Origin of the sequence: Citrobacter sp. NCU1, assembly GCF_010231475.1 — a bacterium.
In the GTDB taxonomy this organism is placed as follows: Bacteria; Pseudomonadota; Gammaproteobacteria; order Enterobacterales; family Enterobacteriaceae; genus Citrobacter_D.
The window spans coordinates 87,778-105,176 of record NZ_NRDO01000013.1 but is presented as its reverse complement, the minus strand read 5'-3'; the positions used below and the strand labels follow the sequence as shown (position 1 = coordinate 105,176).

16 protein-coding genes are annotated in these 17,399 nt (G+C 54.4%); all 16 read left to right on the top strand.

Features of this window, described 5'->3' with window-relative positions:
• Positions 1-81: 81 nt before the first annotated feature.
• The 16 genes from wcaA to wcaL all read left to right on the top strand — a co-directional run bounded on the left by wcaA (position 82) and on the right by wcaL (position 17,398).
• Positions 82-924 carry a colanic acid biosynthesis glycosyltransferase WcaA gene (gene wcaA, locus CJP72_RS05865; RefSeq protein ID WP_162379957.1) on the top strand — a complete coding sequence of 281 codons (843 nt, stop codon included), beginning with the start codon at positions 82-84 and terminating at the stop codon, positions 922-924.
• Between the two features lie 2 nt (positions 925-926).
• Positions 927-1,415 carry a colanic acid biosynthesis acetyltransferase WcaB gene (gene wcaB, locus CJP72_RS05860; RefSeq protein ID WP_162379956.1) on the top strand — a complete coding sequence of 163 codons (489 nt, stop codon included), beginning with the start codon at positions 927-929 and terminating at the stop codon, positions 1,413-1,415.
• Positions 1,412-2,629 (top strand): colanic acid biosynthesis glycosyltransferase WcaC, encoded by a 1,218-nt coding sequence (gene wcaC, locus CJP72_RS05855; RefSeq protein ID WP_162379955.1) that lies wholly within the window; start codon positions 1,412-1,414, stop codon positions 2,627-2,629. Before wcaB ends, wcaC begins: the two co-directional genes overlap by 4 nt.
• On the top strand, positions 2,604-3,815 hold the full coding sequence (gene wcaD / locus CJP72_RS05850; protein WP_162379954.1) for a colanic acid polymerase WcaD: 1,212 nt from the start codon (positions 2,604-2,606) through the stop codon (positions 3,813-3,815). Before wcaC ends, wcaD begins: the two co-directional genes overlap by 26 nt.
• A gap of 32 nt (positions 3,816-3,847) precedes the next feature.
• Positions 3,848-4,594: a colanic acid biosynthesis glycosyltransferase WcaE gene (gene wcaE, locus CJP72_RS05845; RefSeq protein WP_162379953.1), complete on the top strand. Its 747-nt coding sequence runs from the start codon at positions 3,848-3,850 to the stop codon at positions 4,592-4,594.
• Between the two features lie 15 nt (positions 4,595-4,609).
• Positions 4,610-5,158, top strand: coding sequence for a colanic acid biosynthesis acetyltransferase WcaF (gene wcaF, locus CJP72_RS05840; RefSeq protein ID WP_162379952.1), 549 nt, complete (start codon positions 4,610-4,612; stop codon positions 5,156-5,158).
• Between the two features lie 29 nt (positions 5,159-5,187).
• Complete coding sequence (gene gmd, locus CJP72_RS05835) at positions 5,188-6,309, top strand: GDP-mannose 4,6-dehydratase (RefSeq protein ID WP_162379951.1); 1,122 nt, start codon at positions 5,188-5,190, stop codon at positions 6,307-6,309.
• 2 nt (positions 6,310-6,311) lie between these two features.
• Positions 6,312-7,277, top strand: coding sequence for a GDP-L-fucose synthase (fcl, locus tag CJP72_RS05830; protein ID WP_162379950.1), 966 nt, complete (start codon positions 6,312-6,314; stop codon positions 7,275-7,277).
• 2 nt (positions 7,278-7,279) lie between these two features.
• Positions 7,280-7,759, top strand: coding sequence for a GDP-mannose mannosyl hydrolase (locus CJP72_RS05825; protein WP_162379949.1), 480 nt, complete (start codon positions 7,280-7,282; stop codon positions 7,757-7,759).
• Positions 7,756-8,979, top strand: coding sequence for a colanic acid biosynthesis fucosyltransferase WcaI (wcaI, locus tag CJP72_RS05820; protein ID WP_162379948.1), 1,224 nt, complete (start codon positions 7,756-7,758; stop codon positions 8,977-8,979). Before CJP72_RS05825 ends, wcaI begins: the two co-directional genes overlap by 4 nt.
• A 3-nt stretch (positions 8,980-8,982) precedes the next feature.
• The gene (gene cpsB, locus CJP72_RS05815) at positions 8,983-10,419 is read left to right on the top strand and encodes a mannose-1-phosphate guanyltransferase (RefSeq protein WP_162379947.1); all 1,437 of its coding nucleotides are present in this window, start codon (positions 8,983-8,985) and stop codon (positions 10,417-10,419) included.
• Positions 10,420-10,557: 138 nt separating this feature from the next.
• Positions 10,558-11,928, top strand: a complete 1,371-nt coding sequence (gene cpsG, locus CJP72_RS05810) for a colanic acid biosynthesis phosphomannomutase CpsG (RefSeq protein ID WP_162379946.1) — start codon at positions 10,558-10,560, stop codon at positions 11,926-11,928.
• A gap of 62 nt (positions 11,929-11,990) precedes the next feature.
• Positions 11,991-13,385 carry an undecaprenyl-phosphate glucose phosphotransferase gene (wcaJ, locus tag CJP72_RS05805; RefSeq protein ID WP_162379945.1) on the top strand — a complete coding sequence of 465 codons (1,395 nt, stop codon included), beginning with the start codon at positions 11,991-11,993 and terminating at the stop codon, positions 13,383-13,385.
• A gap of 9 nt (positions 13,386-13,394) precedes the next feature.
• On the top strand, positions 13,395-14,873 hold the full coding sequence (wzxC, locus tag CJP72_RS05800; protein WP_162379944.1) for a colanic acid undecaprenyl disphosphate flippase WzxC: 1,479 nt from the start codon (positions 13,395-13,397) through the stop codon (positions 14,871-14,873).
• A 27-nt stretch (positions 14,874-14,900) separates the two neighbouring features.
• Positions 14,901-16,181, top strand: a complete 1,281-nt coding sequence (gene wcaK / locus CJP72_RS05795) for a colanic acid biosynthesis pyruvyl transferase WcaK (protein WP_162379943.1) — start codon at positions 14,901-14,903, stop codon at positions 16,179-16,181.
• Positions 16,178-17,398, top strand: coding sequence for a colanic acid biosynthesis glycosyltransferase WcaL (wcaL, locus tag CJP72_RS05790; RefSeq protein WP_162379942.1), 1,221 nt, complete (start codon positions 16,178-16,180; stop codon positions 17,396-17,398). The genes wcaK and wcaL overlap by 4 nt, the downstream gene beginning before the upstream one ends.
• The last annotated feature ends 1 nt before the right edge of the window (position 17,399 follow it).

Below are 17,399 nucleotides of genomic sequence, written 5' to 3'. Positions count from 1 at the left end.
GCATAGCTGCCGGATGGCGGCGTAAACGCCTTATCCGGCCTACACGCTGTGCCGTCAGGTAATACTTCTTGGAAAATGAGCATGAAAACAGACAACCCATTGATTTCAATTTATATGCCAACCTGGAACCGGCAACAGCTCGCCATCCGGGCGATTAAATCGGTATTGCGCCAGGATTATCGTCACTGGGAGATGATCATCGTGGATGATTGTTCCGCCTCGTGGGAACAGTTGCAGAAATTTGTGGCAGGGTTGAACGATCCGCGTGTGCGTTATATTCACAACGACGTCAACTCCGGTGCCTGCGCGGTGCGCAACCAGGCCATCATGCAGGCTCAGGGTGCCTACATTACCGGGATTGATGATGATGATGAATGGACGCCGAACCGTCTGAGCGTCTTCCTTGAACACGCGCATCAACTGGTGACGCACGCCTTTTTATATGCCAACGACTATGTCTGTGAAGGGGAGGTCTACTCACAACCTGCCAGCTTGCCGTTGTACCCCAAATCGCCGTACTCGCGCCGCTTATTCTACAAACGCAACATTATTGGCAACCAGGTGTTTACCGGGGCGTGGCGTTTTAAAGAGTGCCTGTTCGATACGTCGCTTTCGGCAGCGCAGGATTACGACATTTTTCTGCGCATGGTCGTCGAGTATGGCGAACCGTGGAAAGTGGAAGAGGCGACGCAAATTCTGCACATCAATCACGGCGAGATGCAGATCACCTCATCGCCGAAAAAATTCTCCGGCTACTTTCACTTTTACCGCAAGCACAAAGACAAATTCGACAAGGCCAGCAAAAAATACCAGTTGTTCACGTTGTATCAGATCCGCAACAAGCGCATGACATGGCGCACGTTGCTGACGCTCCTTTCCGTGCGCAACGGCAAACGTCTGGCTGACGGACTGCGGGGGCGCTAAGCATGCTGGAAGATTTACGCGCAAACAGCTGGAGTCTGCGTCCGTGCTGCATGGTGCTGGCGTATCGTTTCGCCCATTTCTGCTCCGTCTGGCGCAAAAAGAATGTACTGAACAATCTGTGGGCAGCCCCGGTACTGGTGCTGTATCGCATCATCACCGAAGGTTTTTTCGGTTATGAAATACAAGCTGCGGCCACCATCGGCCGCCGATTCACCATCCATCATGGTTATGCGGTGGTGATTAACAAACACGTGGTCGTGGGCGACGATTTTACCCTTCGCCACGGTGTCACTATTGGTAATCGCGGTGCTGACAATATGGCTTGCCCGGTGATTGGCAACGGCGTGGACCTGGGCGCCAATGTCATTTTGCTCGGCGGCATCACCATTGGTCATAACGTGACGATTGGCGCAGGCAGCGTTGTGCTGGACACCATCCCGGACAATGCGCTGGTGGTGGGGGAGAAAGCACGCGTGAGGGTCATTAAATGAAGATTCTGCAATTTAATGTTCGACTGGCGGAAGGCGGTGCGGCGGGCGTGGCGTTGGATCTTCACCAGCGCGCGCGGCAAAAAGGGCTGACCTCTCGCTTTGTCTATGGTTATGGCAAAGGCGGCAAGAAAAGCGTTAGCCATCACAACTACCCGCACGTCATGCAGCACACTCCGCGTCTGACCTCAATGGCGAACCTCGCGCTGTTTCGTTTGTTCAATCGCGACCTGTTCGGCAATCTGAATAATGTGTACCGCAGCGTCATCCGCACCCCGGGTCCTGTGGTGCTGCATTTTCATGTGTTGCACAGCTACTGGCTGAATCTTGCTGAGGTGGTGGCGTTTTGCGAAAAGGTCAAACACCACAAACCCGACGTGACGCTGGTGTGGACGCTGCACGATCACTGGAGCGTCACCGGGCGTTGCGCGTTTACCGACGGTTGTGAGGGGTGGCGGTCAGGCTGTCAAAAATGCCCAACACTCAGTAACTATCCGCCGGTCAATGTCGATCGCGCGCACGAACTAATCGACGAAAAGCGCCAGTTGTTTCGCGAAATGCTGGCGCTGGGCTGCCAGTTTATTTCTCCCAGCCAGCATGTGGCAGAGGCCTTCAGTAGTCTGTATGGCGCAGGACGTTGCCGGGTCATCAATAACGGTATTGATGTGGCAACCGAAGCGATTCTCTCAACGTTGCCCCCGGTCGTTGAAACCCAGGGGCGTCCGAAAATTGCCATCGTCGCGCACGACTTACGTTATGACGGCAAAACAAATCAACGGTTGATACGCGAGCTGATAGCGCTGGGCGACAAGGTGGAACTGCACACCTTCGGTAAGTTTTCGCCGTTTGAAGGGGCAAACGTCATCAACCACGGTTTTGAAACGGACAAAGGGACGCTGATGAGCGCCCTCAACCAGATGGATGCGTTGCTGTTCAGCTCCCGGGTCGACAACTATCCGCTGATCCTCTGCGAGGCGCTGTCCATCGGCGTCCCGGTTATTGCGACCCACAGCGAGGCCGCGCGGGAAGTCTTGCAAAAATCAGGGGGGAAAACCTTCTCTGAAGAGGAGGTAATGCGGCTGGCGCAACTGAGCAAATCCGCGATCGCGAAGGCGGTATTCGGGAGCACGCTGGCCGCGTTTCGTGAACGCAGCCGTGCGGCGTACAGTGGAAACCAGATGCTGGAGGAGTATGTCTCGTTCTATCAGAATCTGTAGTTATCTGCTGCTGCCGCTTATCTATCTGCTGGTTAACGTCAAAATTGCGCAGCTGGGTGAAAGTTTTCCCATTACTATCGTCACCTTTTTGCCGGTTCTGCTGTTGTTGTTTGTGGAACGCATCAACATAAAAAAATTGATGATCGCGTTAGGCGCAGGGGCAGGGCTGACGGCGTTTAACTATCTGTTTGGTCAGTCGCTGGATGCCAGCAAGTACGTGACGTCAACCCTGCTGTTTGTCTATATCGTCATCATTATTGGCATGGTCTGGAGCATTCGCTTCAAAACGATTTCACCGCATAACTACCGTAAGATCCTGCGCTTTTTCTACCTGGTGGTGGCGCTGGTGGTACTGCTCGCCGCGGCTGAAATGGCGCAGATCATTCTCACCGGCGGCAGCAGTTTAATGGAAGGAATTTCGAAATATCTTATTTACAGTAATAGCTATGTTCTGAACTTTATTAAATTCGGGGGCAAGCGAACCACAGCACTGTATTTCGAACCCGCATTTTTTGCTCTGGCGTTAATCTCAATTTGGCTCAGTATCAAACAGTTTGGTATCAAAACACCTAAAGCTGATGCTATGATTCTGGCAGGGATAATATTATCAGGATCGTTTTCAGGAGTAATGACGTTTATTCTATTTTACTTACTGGAGTGGGCATTTCAGTATCTGAATAAGGACGCGATAAAGAAAAAATTACCACTGGCGATAATCTCATTAGCCGTGTTTTTGGTCGGTTTGATATTTGCATTTCCTTACATCTCGACCCGCCTCGGTGATTTAGGTACTGAAGGCTCATCATCCTATTATCGTATTATCGGTCCGTTAGTGATGGTGGGTTATTCGTTAAGCCATATTGATGGTGTTATCAGATTTGGCTCACTTTATGAATATGTTGCATCATTCGGAATTTTTAACGGTGCAGATGTCGGTAAAACAATAGACAATGGGTTGTATCTGCTGATTATTTATTTTTCCTGGTTCGCAGTGTTATTGACGCTGTGGTACATGTGGAAAGTCTTAAAAATGACATTAAATGCGTTTGGCGATAATCAGAATTTTCGGGTGCAGCTTTATCTTTTTACGCCGGTGTCGCTGTTTTTTACCGGTTCGATATTTAGTCCGGAATATGCATTTTTAATTGTGTGTCCGTTTATTTTGCGCAAAGCGCTTAGCGTCTGAGTCATCGGGCGCAATGTTACGAGGTCATTCACATGTTGCTCAGTATTATCACCGTCGCCTTTCGTAATCGGGAAGGTATCGTCAGAACGCATGCGTCGTTAGCGCATCTGGCACAGGCGAAGGAGCTCAGCTTCGAGTGGATCGTGGTGGATGGCGGTTCCAACGACGGAACCCGGGAATTTCTCGAAAATCTGAACGGGGATTACCACTTACGCTTTGTCAGCGAGCCGGATAACGGTATCTATGATGCGATGAACAAAGGGATTGAGATGGCGCGTGGTCGCTTTGCGCTGTTCCTCAACTCTGGCGATATCTTTCATCCACAGGCCGCCCGTTTCGTCCGCCAGCTGCAATCACAAAAAGATGACCGGATGATTACCGGTGATGCGCTGCTGGATTTTGGCGACGGTCATAAAATAAAACGTAGTGCGAAACCCGGTTGGTATATTTATCACAGTTTACCGGCGAGTCATCAGGCAATATTTTTTCCGGTGAGCGGTCTGAAAGTCTGCCGATATGATCTGCAATATAAGGTTTCCTCCGATTATGCGCTGGCCGCCAGGATGTATAAAAACGGATACCCCTTTAAAAAATTGAACGGTCTGGTGTCTGAATTTTCAATGGGTGGGGTGTCCACGACGAACAATCTGGAATTATGCCAGGACGCGAAAAAAGTGCAGCGCCAGATATTACGCGTGCCGGGTTTTTGGGCCGAATTATCATGGCACTTACGCCTGCGCACAACGGGTAAAACGAAGACCTTATATAACAAAACGTAAATATAAGGAGATGTGATGCAGGATCTCAGTGGTTTTTCTGTACCAAAAGGGTTCCGGGGCGGCAATGCCATCAAAGTGCAATTATGGTGGGCGGTACAGGCGACATTATTTGCGTGGTCGCCACAGGTGATGTATCGCTGGCGTGCTTTTTTATTACGCTTATTTGGCGCGAAAATCGGAAAAAACGCAGTAATTAGACCGTCAGTGAAAATTACCTACCCGTGGAAATTAACCCTGGGCGATTACGCCTGGGTTGGGGATGACGCAGTTTTATATACCCTGGGTGATATTACGATAGGTGCGCATTCTGTTATTTCGCAGAAAAGCTATTTGTGCACCGGGAGTCACGATCATCGCAGTCAACATTTTGATATTAACGCCACACCGATTGTGATTGGCGAGAAGTGCTGGCTGGCGACGGATGTTTTCGTTGCCCCTGGCATCACCATCGGCAACGGCACCGTGGTTGGTGCGCGCAGCAGTGTTTTTACGTCGCTACCGGCAAACGTGATTTGTCGTGGCAATCCGGCAGTGGTGATACGCGAACGCGTTCAGGCTGAATAATTTCTACTAAGTACAGAAGGAAAACAGACATGTCAAAAGTCGCTCTCATTACTGGCGTCACCGGGCAGGACGGTTCTTACCTGGCGGAGCTTCTCCTGGAGAAAGGTTACGAAGTGCACGGTATCAAGCGCCGCGCTTCGTCGTTCAACACCGAGCGTGTGGATCACATCTATCAGGATCCACACGCCAGCAACCCAAAATTCCATCTGCACTACGGCGATCTGACGGACTCCTCCAACCTGACGCGCATTTTGCAGGAAGTGCAGCCCGATGAAGTCTACAACCTGGGGGCGATGAGCCACGTCGCGGTGTCCTTTGAATCGCCAGAATATACCGCTGACGTCGATGCGATGGGGACGCTGCGTCTGCTGGAAGCGATCCGCTTCCTCGGTCTGGAAAAGAAAACGCGTTTCTATCAGGCCTCCACCTCTGAGCTGTATGGCCTGGTGCAGGAAATCCCGCAGAAAGAGACCACGCCGTTCTATCCGCGTTCGCCGTATGCGGTCGCCAAACTGTACGCCTACTGGATAACCGTCAACTACCGTGAATCCTACGGGATCTACGCCTGTAACGGCATTTTGTTTAACCATGAATCGCCGCGCCGTGGCGAAACCTTCGTGACCCGCAAAATTACCCGCGCGATCGCCAATATCGCCCAGGGGCTGGAGTCGTGCCTGTACCTTGGCAATATGGACTCCCTGCGTGACTGGGGCCATGCCAAAGACTACGTCAAAATGCAGTGGATGATGTTGCAGCAGGAGAAACCGGAAGACTTCGTGATCGCCACCGGCGTGCAGTACTCCGTTCGTCAGTTTGTTGAAATGGCGGCAGGACAATTGGGGATCAAACTGCGTTTCGAAGGGGAAGGTGTGGACGAGAAAGGCATCGTTGTCTCGGTGACCGGTCATGATGCGCCGGGCGTTAAGGCCGGTGATGTGATTGTGGCGGTTGACCCGCGTTATTTCCGCCCTGCGGAAGTGGAAACCCTGCTGGGCGATCCTTCCCGCGCACACCAAAAACTGGGCTGGAAGCCGGAAATTACTCTGCAGCAGATGGTGTCAGAGATGGTCGCAAACGATCTGGAAGCGGCGAAGAAGCACTCACTGCTGAAATCTCATGGTTACGAGGTTGCCATCGCGCTGGAGTCCTGAGGATGATGAAACAACGTATTTTTGTGGCGGGCCATCGCGGGATGGTGGGCTCCGCCATTGTCAGACAACTGGAACAGCGCGGCGATGTGGAACTGGTATTGCGCACCCGCGACGAGCTGAATCTGCTGGATAGCAAAGCGGTGCAGGCGTTCTTTGCCGACTCGCGCCTCGATCAGGTGTATCTGGCGGCGGCGAAGGTGGGCGGTATTGTGGCGAACCACACGTACCCGGCGGATTTCATTTATGAAAACATGATGATAGAGAGCAACATCATCCACGCCGCGCATTTGCATAACGTCAATAAGCTGCTGTTCCTCGGCTCATCCTGCATTTATCCAAAACTGGCGACACAGCCGATGGCGGAAAGCGAATTGTTGCAGGGGACGCTTGAGGCGACTAACGAGCCGTACGCCATCGCCAAGATTGCCGGAATCAAGCTGTGCGAGTCCTATAACCGCCAGTATGACCGTGACTATCGTTCGGTAATGCCGACCAATCTGTACGGTTCGCATGACAACTTCCATCCGAGCAATTCGCACGTGATCCCGGCGCTGCTACGTCGTTTCCATGAGGCGACCATGCAGAATGCGGCGGATGTGGTGGTGTGGGGCAGCGGTACGCCAATGCGTGAGTTTCTGCACGTGGATGATATGGCGGCGGCCAGTATTCATGTTATGGAACTCGACCGCGAAGTCTGGCAGGAGAATACCCAGCCGATGCTGTCGCACATCAACGTCGGTACCGGCGTGGATTGCACCATTCGCGAACTGGCGCAAACCATCGCGAAGGTGGTGGGCTACAAAGGCCGCGTGGTGTTTGACGCCACGCAACCGGATGGCACCCCGCGTAAACTGCTCGACGTCACCCGTCTGCACCAGCTTGGCTGGTATCACGAGATCTCGCTGGAAGCGGGCCTTGCCAGCACGTACCAGTGGTTCCTTGAGAACCAGCACCGGTTTCGGGGGTAAGCATGTTTTTACGTCAGGACGATTTTGCCACCGTGGTGCGTTCCACACCGTTGATTTCCATTGATTTGATTGTGGAAAACGCGTGGGGAGAATTTCTGCTGGGCAAACGCCTCAACCGGCCCGCACAGGGCGACTGGTTTGTGCCAGGTGGTCGGGTGCAAAAAGATGAGCCGCTGCACGCGGCCTTCGAACGCCTGACGCAGGCTGAACTGGGCTTACGTTTACCGATGTCCGCAGGCGAATTTTATGGTGTCTGGCAGCACTTCTATGACGATAACTTCTCGGAAGAGGCCTTCTCGACCCATTACGTTGTGCTCGGTTTTCGATTACGCGTTCAGGAAGCCGACCTTCCGTTACCGGATGCCCAGCACGATGCATACCGTTGGATGACACCCGCGGCGCTGCTGGCAAGCGATGACGTACATGACAACACTCGCGCCTATTTTATGCCGGAACGCCAGGCCGGGGTGCCGGGCTTATGAAAATTTTGGTGTACGGCATCAACTACTCGCCAGAACTGACCGGCATTGGTAAGTACACCGGCGAGATGGTGGAGTGGATGGCGCGTGAAGGCCATGAGGTACGGGTGATCACCGCACCGCCTTACTATCCACAATGGAAAGTCGGCGAGCGTTACTCCAGCTGGCGTTACCGCCGGGAAGAGGGCGATGCCACCGTTTGGCGCTGCCCGCTGTACGTGCCAAAGCAACCGTCAACGCTGAAGCGCCTGCTGCATTTGGGTAGCTTTGCGCTGAGTAGCTTTTTCCCGTTACTGGCGCAACGGCGCTGGAAGCCGGATCGCATCATTGGCGTGGTGCCCACGCTGTTTTGCACGCCGGGAATGCGTCTGCTGGCGAAACTCTCCGGCGCACGCACGCTGTTGCATATTCAGGATTACGAAGTGGACGCGATGCTAGGACTCGGTCTGGCGGGAAAAGGTAAAGCGGGGAGAGTGGCGAAACTGGCGACTGCTTTCGAACGCAGCGGCCTGCATCATGTTGACAACGTCTCCACCATCTCCCGCTCAATGATGAATAAAGCGCAGGAGAAAGGGGTGGCGGCGGAGAAGATCATTTTCTTTCCAAACTGGTCGGAAGTGGCCCGTTTTCGCGACGTTTGCGACGACGATGTTCGCACACTGCGCGCACAGCTTGAACTGCCGCGTGATCGCAAAATCATTCTCTACTCCGGCAACATTGGCGAAAAACAGGGGCTGGAAAACGTGATTGAAGCCGCTTTTCGTTTGCGCGAACAGCCGCTGATGTTTGCGATTGTCGGTCAGGGCGGCGGCAAAGCGCGGCTGGAAAAAATGGCCCGCGAACGCGGCCTGAAGAACATCAAATTCTTACCGCTTCAGCCTTACGCCGCGTTACCTGCGCTGCTGAAAATGGGCGACTGCCATCTGGTGGTGCAAAAGCGCGGCGCGGCGGATGCGGTTCTGCCCTCCAAGCTCACTAATATTCTGGCGGTGGGCGGCAATGCGGTGATTACCGCAGAAGCCCAGACCGAACTGGGTCAGCTCTGTGACAGCTATCCGGGCATCGCCGTTTGCGTGGAGCCCGAATCGGTCGACGCGCTGGTGAGCGGCATTACGCAAGCACTCGCGATGCCTGAAAACAACACGGTGGCACGTGACTATGCCGAACGCACGCTCGATAAAGAGAACGTGTTACGTCAATTTATTGCAGATATTCGGGATTAAATAATGAATCAGACCAAACTCTATCCGGTCGTGATGGCGGGTGGCTCCGGTAGCCGCTTATGGCCGCTTTCCCGCGTACTTTATCCAAAACAGTTTTTATGCCTGAAGGGCGATCTCACGATGTTGCAAACGACCATTTGTCGTTTGAACGGCGTGGAGTGCGAAAGCCCGGTGGTGATTTGTAATGAACAACACCGCTTTATCGTCGCGGAACAACTGCGACAGCTGAACAAGCTGACCGAGAATATCATTCTCGAACCGGCAGGGCGTAACACCGCCCCTGCAATTGCGCTGGCGGCGCTGGCGGCAACCCGCCACAGCCCGGAGAACGACCCGTTGATGCTGGTGCTGGCGGCCGATCATGTGATTGCCGATGAAGAGGCGTTCCGTACAGCGGTGCGTAATGCCATGCCGTATGCCGATGCGGGCAAGCTGGTGACGTTTGGGATCGTGCCGGATCTGCCGGAAACCGGCTATGGCTATATTCGTCGCGGCAATGTCACTCCGGGTAAGCACGATGCCGTCGCGTTTGAGGTCGCGCAATTTGTCGAGAAACCCGATCTCAAGACCGCGCAGTCGTGGGTGGCGAGCGGTGACTACTACTGGAACAGCGGGATGTTCCTGTTTCGCGCAGGGCGCTATCTGGAGGAGTTGAAAAAATACCGTCCCGATATTTTTGACGCCTGTGAGAAAGCGATGAGCGCCGCTGATCCCGATCTTGATTTCATCCGCGTGGAGGAAGAGGCGTTCCTCGCCTGTCCGGAAGAGTCGGTGGATTACGCGGTGATGGAACACACGGCGGATGCCGTTGTTCTCCCTATGGACGCGGGCTGGAGCGATGTGGGGTCGTGGTCTTCGCTGTGGGAAATCAGCGCGCATACGGCGGAAGGCAATGTCCACCACGGTGATGTGATCAGCCACAAAACCGAGAACAGCTATGTGTATGCCGAATCCGGCCTGGTCACCACGGTGGGCGTGAAGGATTTGGTGGTTGTACAGACCAAAGATGCTGTGCTGATTGCTGACCGTAACGCGGTACAGGATGTGAAAAAAGTGGTGGAACAGATCAAAGCCGACGGGCGGCACGAGCACCATATTCACCGCGAAGTGTACCGTCCGTGGGGCAAATACGATTCCATCGACGCGGGTGACCGCTACCAGGTGAAACGGATCACCGTGAAGCCGGGCGAAGGGCTTTCCGTTCAGATGCACCATCACCGCGCCGAACACTGGGTTGTGGTGGCGGGTACCGCAAAAGTCACCATTGATGGTGATATCAAACTGCTCGGTGAAAACGAGTCTGTCTACATTCCTCTGGGCGCGACCCACTGCCTGGAGAATCCGGGAAAAATTCCGCTCGATTTAATCGAAGTGCGCTCCGGTTCGTATCTCGAAGAGGACGACGTGGTGCGGTTTGAGGATCGCTACGGGCGGGTGTAGGCCTGATAAGACGCGTAGCGTCGCCATCAGGTAATGACCGACGGATAGCGCCGGGTCACTACCCGGCAAATAACGACAAAGATAATTTTTGGCCATTAACGGGTCAGGGCTAACTGTTGCCTGAAGAAGGGTAAAAACATGACGAAATTAACCTGTTTCAAAGCCTACGACATTCGCGGCAGGCTGGGCGAAGAGCTTAACGACGAGATCGCATGGCGCATTGGTCGCGCATATGGCGAATTCCTGAAACCGAAAACGGTCGTGTTGGGCGGTGACGTCCGTCTGACAAGCCAGGCGCTAAAGCTGGCGCTGGCAAAAGGGTTGCAGGATGCCGGCGTTGACGTACTGGACATTGGCCTGTCCGGCACCGAAGAGATCTATTTTGCCACTTTCCACCTCGGCGTGGACGGCGGTATCGAAGTGACGGCCAGCCACAACCCGATGGACTACAACGGCATGAAGCTGGTGCGCGAGGGCGCCCGGCCAATTAGCGGCGACACGGGGCTGCGCGATATCCAGCGTCTGGCCGAGATCAATGACTTCCCGCCGGTGAACGACGCGAAGCGCGGCAGCTACAAACAGATTTCCCTGCGTGACGCTTATCTCGATCACCTGTTTGGCTATATCAATGTCAACAACATCACTCCGCTGAAGCTGGTGATTAACTCCGGCAACGGCGCGGCGGGGCCGGTGGTGGATGCCATCGAAGCCCGTTTTAAAACGTGCGGCGTGCCCGTTGAGTTCATCAAAGTCCACAACACGCCGGACGGTAACTTCCCGAACGGGATACCGAATCCGCTGTTGCCAGAGTGTCGTGCGGATACCCACAACGCGGTGATTGAGCATGGCGCAGATATGGGCATTGCGTTTGACGGCGATTTCGACCGCTGCTTCTTCTTCGACCAGACAGGGCAGTTTATTGAGGGCTACTACATCGTTGGCCTGCTGGCAGAGGCGTTTCTTGAGAAGCATCCGGGCGCAAAGATCATCCACGATCCACGCCTTTCCTGGAACACCGTTGATGTGGTGACGGCGGCGGGCGGCACGCCGGTGATGTCGAAAACCGGTCATGCGTTCATCAAAGAACGGATGCGTCAGGAAGATGCCATCTACGGTGGTGAGATGAGCGCCCATCACTATTTCCGTGATTTTGCCTATTGCGACAGCGGGATGATCCCGTGGCTGTTGGTGGCTGAACTGGTGTGTCTTAAAGGACAGTCGCTGGGCGAAATGGTGCGCGACCGGATGGTGGCGTTTCCGGCAAGCGGGGAGATCAACAGCCAACTGGCAGAGCCGGTATCGGCGATGGGCCGCGTTGAACAGCACTTTGCGGGCGAGGCGCTGGCGGTGGACAGAACCGACGGCATCAGCATGTCGTTTGCCGACTGGCGTTTCAATTTGCGCTCGTCAAACACCGAGCCGGTGGTGCGCCTTAACGTTGAATCGCGTGGCGATATACCGCTGATGGAAGCGCGAACGCGCACTCTGCTGGCGTTGTTGAATCAGTAATGTCAGTGCGTCTCTTATCCAGTCAGGGAATGGCTGGATAAGAGCTAAGAACAGGAACAACGATGACAAATCTAAAAAAGCGCGAGCGAGCCAAAACCAATGCATCGTTAATCTCTATGGTGCAACGCTTTTCAGATATCACCCTCATGTTTGGCGGGCTGTGGGTCGTCTGCCAGGTGAGCGGCTTGCCATTTCTGTATATGCACCTGTTGGTGGCCTTAATTACGCTGGTGGTGTTCCAGATGCTGGGAGGCATCACGGATTTTTACCGCTCCTGGCGCGGGGTCAAAATTTCGACGGAACTGGCGCTGCTGCTGCGCAACTGGACGCTGAGCCTGGTGTTTAGCGCCGGTTTAATCGCTTTCAATAACGACGTTGAGAACCGTCCTGCCGTCTGGCTGGCGTGGTATCTGCTCTCCAGCGTTGGGCTGGTGGTCTGTCGTTCGTTGATTCGTTACGGGGCAGGCTGGTTGCGCCATCGTGGTTACAACAAACGGCGGGTGGCGGTGGCGGGAGATTTGCCTGCCGGTCAGGCGTTGCTGGAGAGTTTTCGTAACGAGCCGTGGCTGGGTTTTGAGGTGGTCGGCGTATATCACGACGCGAAACCGGGCGGCGTGTCATCGGACTGGGCGGGCAATCTGCGACAGCTGGTGGACGATGCCAAAGCGTCACGCATCCATAACGTTTATATCGCTATGTCGATGTGTGATGGCGCACGGGTGAAAAAGCTGGTGCGAGAACTGGCCGACACCACCTGCTCGGTGATTCTGATCCCTGACGTTTTCACTTTCAATATTTTGCACTCCCGCATCGAAGAGGTGAGTGGCGTGCCGGTTGTACCGCTGTATGACACGCCGCTCTCGGGCATCAATCGGCTGCTTAAACGTGCCGAAGACATTGTGCTGGCGTCGCTGATTTTGCTGTTGATTTCTCCGGTGCTGTGCTGCATTGCGCTGTCGGTCAAGCTGACGTCTCCCGGCCCGGTTATTTTCCGCCAGACGCGCTACGGCATGGATGGCAAACCAATCAACGTGTGGAAGTTCCGATCCATGAAAGTGATGGAAAACGATGCGGTGGTCACCCAGGCAACGCAAAACGATCCGCGCGTCACCCCCGTGGGTAACTTTCTGCGCCGCACATCGCTGGACGAGTTACCGCAATTTATCAACGTGTTGACGGGCGGCATGTCTATCGTGGGGCCGCGTCCCCATGCGGTGGCGCACAACGAGCAGTATCGCCAGCTTATCGAGGGTTACATGCTGCGCCACAAGGTGAAACCGGGCATTACCGGCTGGGCGCAAATCAACGGCTGGCGCGGTGAGACTGACACCTTAGAGAAGATGGAAAAGCGGGTTGAATTTGATCTTGAGTACATCCGCGAATGGAGCCTGTGGTTTGACATCAAGATCGTCTTTCTGACCGTGTTTAAGGGCTTTGTTAACAAAGCGGCTTACTGAGGAACGATCATGAGTTTACGCGAAAAAACCCTCAGCGGCGCCAAATGGTCGGCGATGGCTACCGTGGTCATTATCGGGCTGGGACTGATTCAGATGACGGTGCTGGCGCGGATAATCGACAACCATCAGTTTGGTCTGTTAACCGTTTCACTGGTGATTATTGCGCTGGCCGACACCCTCTCGGACTTTGGCATCGCCAACTCGATTATCCAGCGTAAAGCGATAAGCCACCTCGAACTGACCACGTTGTACTGGCTCAATGTCGGTCTGGGAATAGTGGTGTGCGTGGCGGTGTTTCTGCTTAGCGACGTGATTAGCAATGTGCTGAATAACCCCGATCTGGCGCCATTAATCAAAACCTTGTCGCTGGTATTTGTGGTTACCCCTCATGGGCAGCAGTTCCGTGCGCTGATGCAAAAAGAGCTGGAATTCAACAAGATTGGCATGATCGAAACCAGTTCGGTGCTGGCGGGGTTTACTTTTACGCTGGTCAGCGCCCATTTCTGGCCGTGGGCGTTAACCGCGATCCTCGGTTATCTGGTCAACAGCGCGGTCCGTACGCTGCTGTTTGGCTATTTTGGCCGCAAAATCTATCGTCCCGGACTGCACTTTTCGCTGGCATCCGTCTCGTCGAACTTACGTTTTGGCGCGTGGCTGACGGCAGACAGCATCATCAATTATGTGAATACCAATCTCTCAACCCTGGTGCTGGCGCGCATTCTTGGCGCAGGCGTGGCGGGGGGATACAACCTGGCGTACAACGTGGCGGTTGTTCCGCCGATGAAACTCAATCCCATCATCACCCGCGTGTTGTTTCCCGCATTTGCCAAAATTCAGGACGATACCGAAAAGCTGCGGATTAACTTCTACAAGCTGCTGTCGGTGGTGGGGATCATTAACTTCCCTGCGTTACTTGGCCTGATGGTGGTGGCGGACAATTTTGTGCCACTGGTCTTTGGCGAGAAATGGCGCGGTATCGTTCCGGTACTGCAACTGTTGTGCGTGGTGGGATTGCTGCGCTCCGTTGGTAACCCGATTGGCTCGCTGCTGATGGCGAAAGCGCGCGTCGATATCAGCTTCAAATTCAACGTGTTCAAAACGTGCCTGTTTATTCCGGCGATTCTCGTCGGGGGGCATCTGGCAGGCGCTATTGGCGTCACGCTGGGCTTTCTGCTGGTGCAAATCATCAACACGGTGCTGAGTTATTTCGTGATGATAAAACCGGTGCTGGGCTCCAGCTATCGTCAGTACATCCTGAGCCTATGGCTACCGTTTTATCTCTCTTTACCGACGCTGGCGCTGAGTTATGGCCTGGGCGTTGCGTTGCAGGGGCATCTGCCGCTCGGCGTATTGCTGGCAACGCAAATTGCGGCGGGCGCGCTGGCCTTTGTCGTGATGATCGTGGCGTCGCGCCATCCGTTAGTGGTGGAAATAAAGCGCCAGTTTTGTCGCAGCGAAAAAATGAAAACACTGCTACGCGCAGGATAAAGCTCAAACATGATTAATGGGATACAAATGAAACTACTCATACTTGGCAACCATACCTGCGGCAACCGTGGCGACAGTGCGATTTTACGCGGCCTGTTGGATGCGGTTCATCGGCTGGAACCCGACGCGGACGTCGACGTGATGAGCCGTTATCCGGTGAGCTCTTCCTGGTTACTCAATCGTCCGGTGATGGGCGATCCTATCTGGTTGCAAATGAAGCAGCACAACAGTGCGGCAGGCATGATGGGACGGGTGAAAAAAGTGCTGCGCCGCCGTTATCAACATCAGGTTCTGCTTTCGCGCGTCACGGATACCGGCAAGTTGCGTAACATTGCGATTGCCCAGGGCTTTACGGACTTTGTCCGTCTGCTGTCGGGCTACGACGCGATTATCCAGGTTGGCGGATCGTTTTTTGTCGACCTCTACGGCGTACCGCAATTTGAGCATGCGCTGTGTACCTTTATGGCGAAAAAACCGCTGTATATGATGGGTCACAGCGTCGGCCCGTTCCAGGACGAACAGTTCAACCGACTGGCGAACTATGTTTTTGGACAGTGTGACGCGTTGATCCTGCGCGAAGCGGTAAGCCTTGAACTGATGAAGCGTAGCGACATCACGACGGAGAAAGTGGAGTCCGGCGTGGACACCGCGTGGCTGGTGGAGCGCCACCATGAGGATTTTGAACCGGCCTACACGGTGCAACACTGGCTGGATGTAGCTGCGACGCAGAAGACGGTGGCTATCACACTGCGCGAACTGGCGCCGTTTGATAAACGTCTGGGCACCACTCAGCAGGCCTATGAGCAGGCGTTCGCCGGGGTCGTGAATCGCATTCTGGAGAAAGGGTACCAAGTGATTGCACTCTCAACCTGTACCGGGATCGACAGCTATAACAAAGACGACCGTATGGTGGCGCTGAACTTACGCCAGTATGTCAGCGATCCGTCGCGCTACCACGTGGTGATGGACGAACTGAACGATCTGGAGATGGGAAAAATTCTTGCCGCCTGCGAACTGACTGTGGGAACACGTCTGCACTCCGCGATTATCTCGATGAACTTTGACACCCCGGCGATTGCCATCAACTACGAACATAAGTCGGCGGGGATCATGCAGCAACTGGGGTTGCCTGAGATGGCCATCGATATTCGCCATCTGCTGGATGGAAGCCTGGAAACAAGGGTTGCCGATACGCTGGGGCAGTTGCCGGAGCTGAACACGCGCGTTTCTGCCGCCGTGACGCGTGAGCGTGAACAGGGGTTGCGCATGGTCGAATCGGTGCTGGTGCGCATCAGGGAGGGAAAATGAAGGTCAGCTTCTTTTTACTCAAATTCCCGCTGTCCTCGGAGACGTTTGTGCTTAACCAAATCACCGCGTTTATCGACATGGGGTTTGAGGTAGACATTGTCGCGTTGCAGAAGGGCGATTTGCGCAATACCCACGCGTCATGGACGAAATATGGCCTGGAAGCCAAAACCCGCTGGTTGCAGGATGAACCGATGGGACGCCTCGCAAAACTTCGCTATCGCGCAATCAAAACGCTGGCGGGACTGCATCGTGCGCCGACATGGAAAGCGTTAAACGTTTCCCGCTACGGTGCCGAGTCGCGCAACCTGATCCTTTCCTCTATTTGTGCTCAGGTCACGACACCGTTTGATGCCGATGTCTTTATCGCCCATTTTGGGCCTGCCGGGGTAACGGCGGCGAAACTGCGGGAACTTGGGGTACTCAAAGGCAAGATAGCCACCATATTCCACGGCATTGATATCTCGAGCCGGGAAGTGCTTAACCACTATACGCCCGAGTATCAGCAACTGTTTCGGCGCGGTGATGTAATGCTGCCCATTAGCGATCTCTGGGCTGCGCGCCTGAAAGGGATGGGTTGTCCGCCGGAGAAAATCGCGGTTTCACGGATGGGCGTGGATATGGCGCGGTTTACCCATCGACCGCTTAAAACGCCCGGTATGCCGCTGGAGATTATCTCCGTTGCCCGCCTCACCGAGAAAAAAGGGCTGCATGTCGCCATTGAAGCCTGCCGTCTGCTGAAAACGCGCGGCGTGGATTTCCGTTATCGCATTCTGGGGATCGGTCCGTGGGAAAGACGCCTGCGCACACTGGTCGAACAGTACCAACTGGAGGATGTGATTGAAATGCCCGGTTTTAAACCCAGTCATGACGTAAAAATAATGCTGGATCAGGCCGATGTTTTTCTGCTGCCTTCGGTCACGGGGGCAGACGGGGATATGGAAGGTATTCCTGTGGCGTTGATGGAAGCGATGGCGGTCGGTATTCCGGTTATCTCGACGGTGCATAGCGGGATCCCGGAACTGGTGGAAGCCGGGAAATCCGGCTGGCTGGTGCCCGAAAACGATGCCCCGGCGCTGGCCGAACAACTGGCCGCATTCAGCCGAATCGATGGTGATGCGCTCCGACCGGTGGTGCAACGCGCTCGTGAAAAAGTTGAGTCTGATTTTAACCAGCAGGCGATCAATCTTCAGCTCTCCAGTCTGCTGCAAACGCTATAAA

What these genes read in the sequence shown, in the direction of transcription:
- wzxC (WP_162379944.1), top strand. Translation starts at nt 13,395, where the DNA reads ATGAGTTTACGCGAAAAAACCCTCAGCGGCGCCAAATGGTCGGCGATG.
- cpsG (WP_162379946.1), top strand. Translation starts at nt 10,558, where the DNA reads ATGACGAAATTAACCTGTTTCAAAGCCTACGACATTCGCGGCAGGCTG.
- wcaA (WP_162379957.1), top strand. Translation starts at nt 82, where the DNA reads ATGAAAACAGACAACCCATTGATTTCAATTTATATGCCAACCTGGAAC.
- wcaK (WP_162379943.1), top strand. Translation starts at nt 14,901, where the DNA reads ATGAAACTACTCATACTTGGCAACCATACCTGCGGCAACCGTGGCGAC.
- fcl (WP_162379950.1), top strand. Translation starts at nt 6,312, where the DNA reads ATGATGAAACAACGTATTTTTGTGGCGGGCCATCGCGGGATGGTGGGC.
- wcaI (WP_162379948.1), top strand. Translation starts at nt 7,756, where the DNA reads ATGAAAATTTTGGTGTACGGCATCAACTACTCGCCAGAACTGACCGGC.
- wcaF (WP_162379952.1), top strand. Translation starts at nt 4,610, where the DNA reads ATGCAGGATCTCAGTGGTTTTTCTGTACCAAAAGGGTTCCGGGGCGGC.
- wcaL (WP_162379942.1), top strand. Translation starts at nt 16,178, where the DNA reads ATGAAGGTCAGCTTCTTTTTACTCAAATTCCCGCTGTCCTCGGAGACG.
- wcaJ (WP_162379945.1), top strand. Translation starts at nt 11,991, where the DNA reads ATGACAAATCTAAAAAAGCGCGAGCGAGCCAAAACCAATGCATCGTTA.
- gmd (WP_162379951.1), top strand. Translation starts at nt 5,188, where the DNA reads ATGTCAAAAGTCGCTCTCATTACTGGCGTCACCGGGCAGGACGGTTCT.
- wcaC (WP_162379955.1), top strand. Translation starts at nt 1,412, where the DNA reads ATGAAGATTCTGCAATTTAATGTTCGACTGGCGGAAGGCGGTGCGGCG.
- wcaD (WP_162379954.1), top strand. Translation starts at nt 2,604, where the DNA reads ATGTCTCGTTCTATCAGAATCTGTAGTTATCTGCTGCTGCCGCTTATC.
- wcaB (WP_162379956.1), top strand. Translation starts at nt 927, where the DNA reads ATGCTGGAAGATTTACGCGCAAACAGCTGGAGTCTGCGTCCGTGCTGC.
- wcaE (WP_162379953.1), top strand. Translation starts at nt 3,848, where the DNA reads ATGTTGCTCAGTATTATCACCGTCGCCTTTCGTAATCGGGAAGGTATC.
- cpsB (WP_162379947.1), top strand. Translation starts at nt 8,983, where the DNA reads ATGAATCAGACCAAACTCTATCCGGTCGTGATGGCGGGTGGCTCCGGT.
- CJP72_RS05825 (WP_162379949.1), top strand. Translation starts at nt 7,280, where the DNA reads ATGTTTTTACGTCAGGACGATTTTGCCACCGTGGTGCGTTCCACACCG.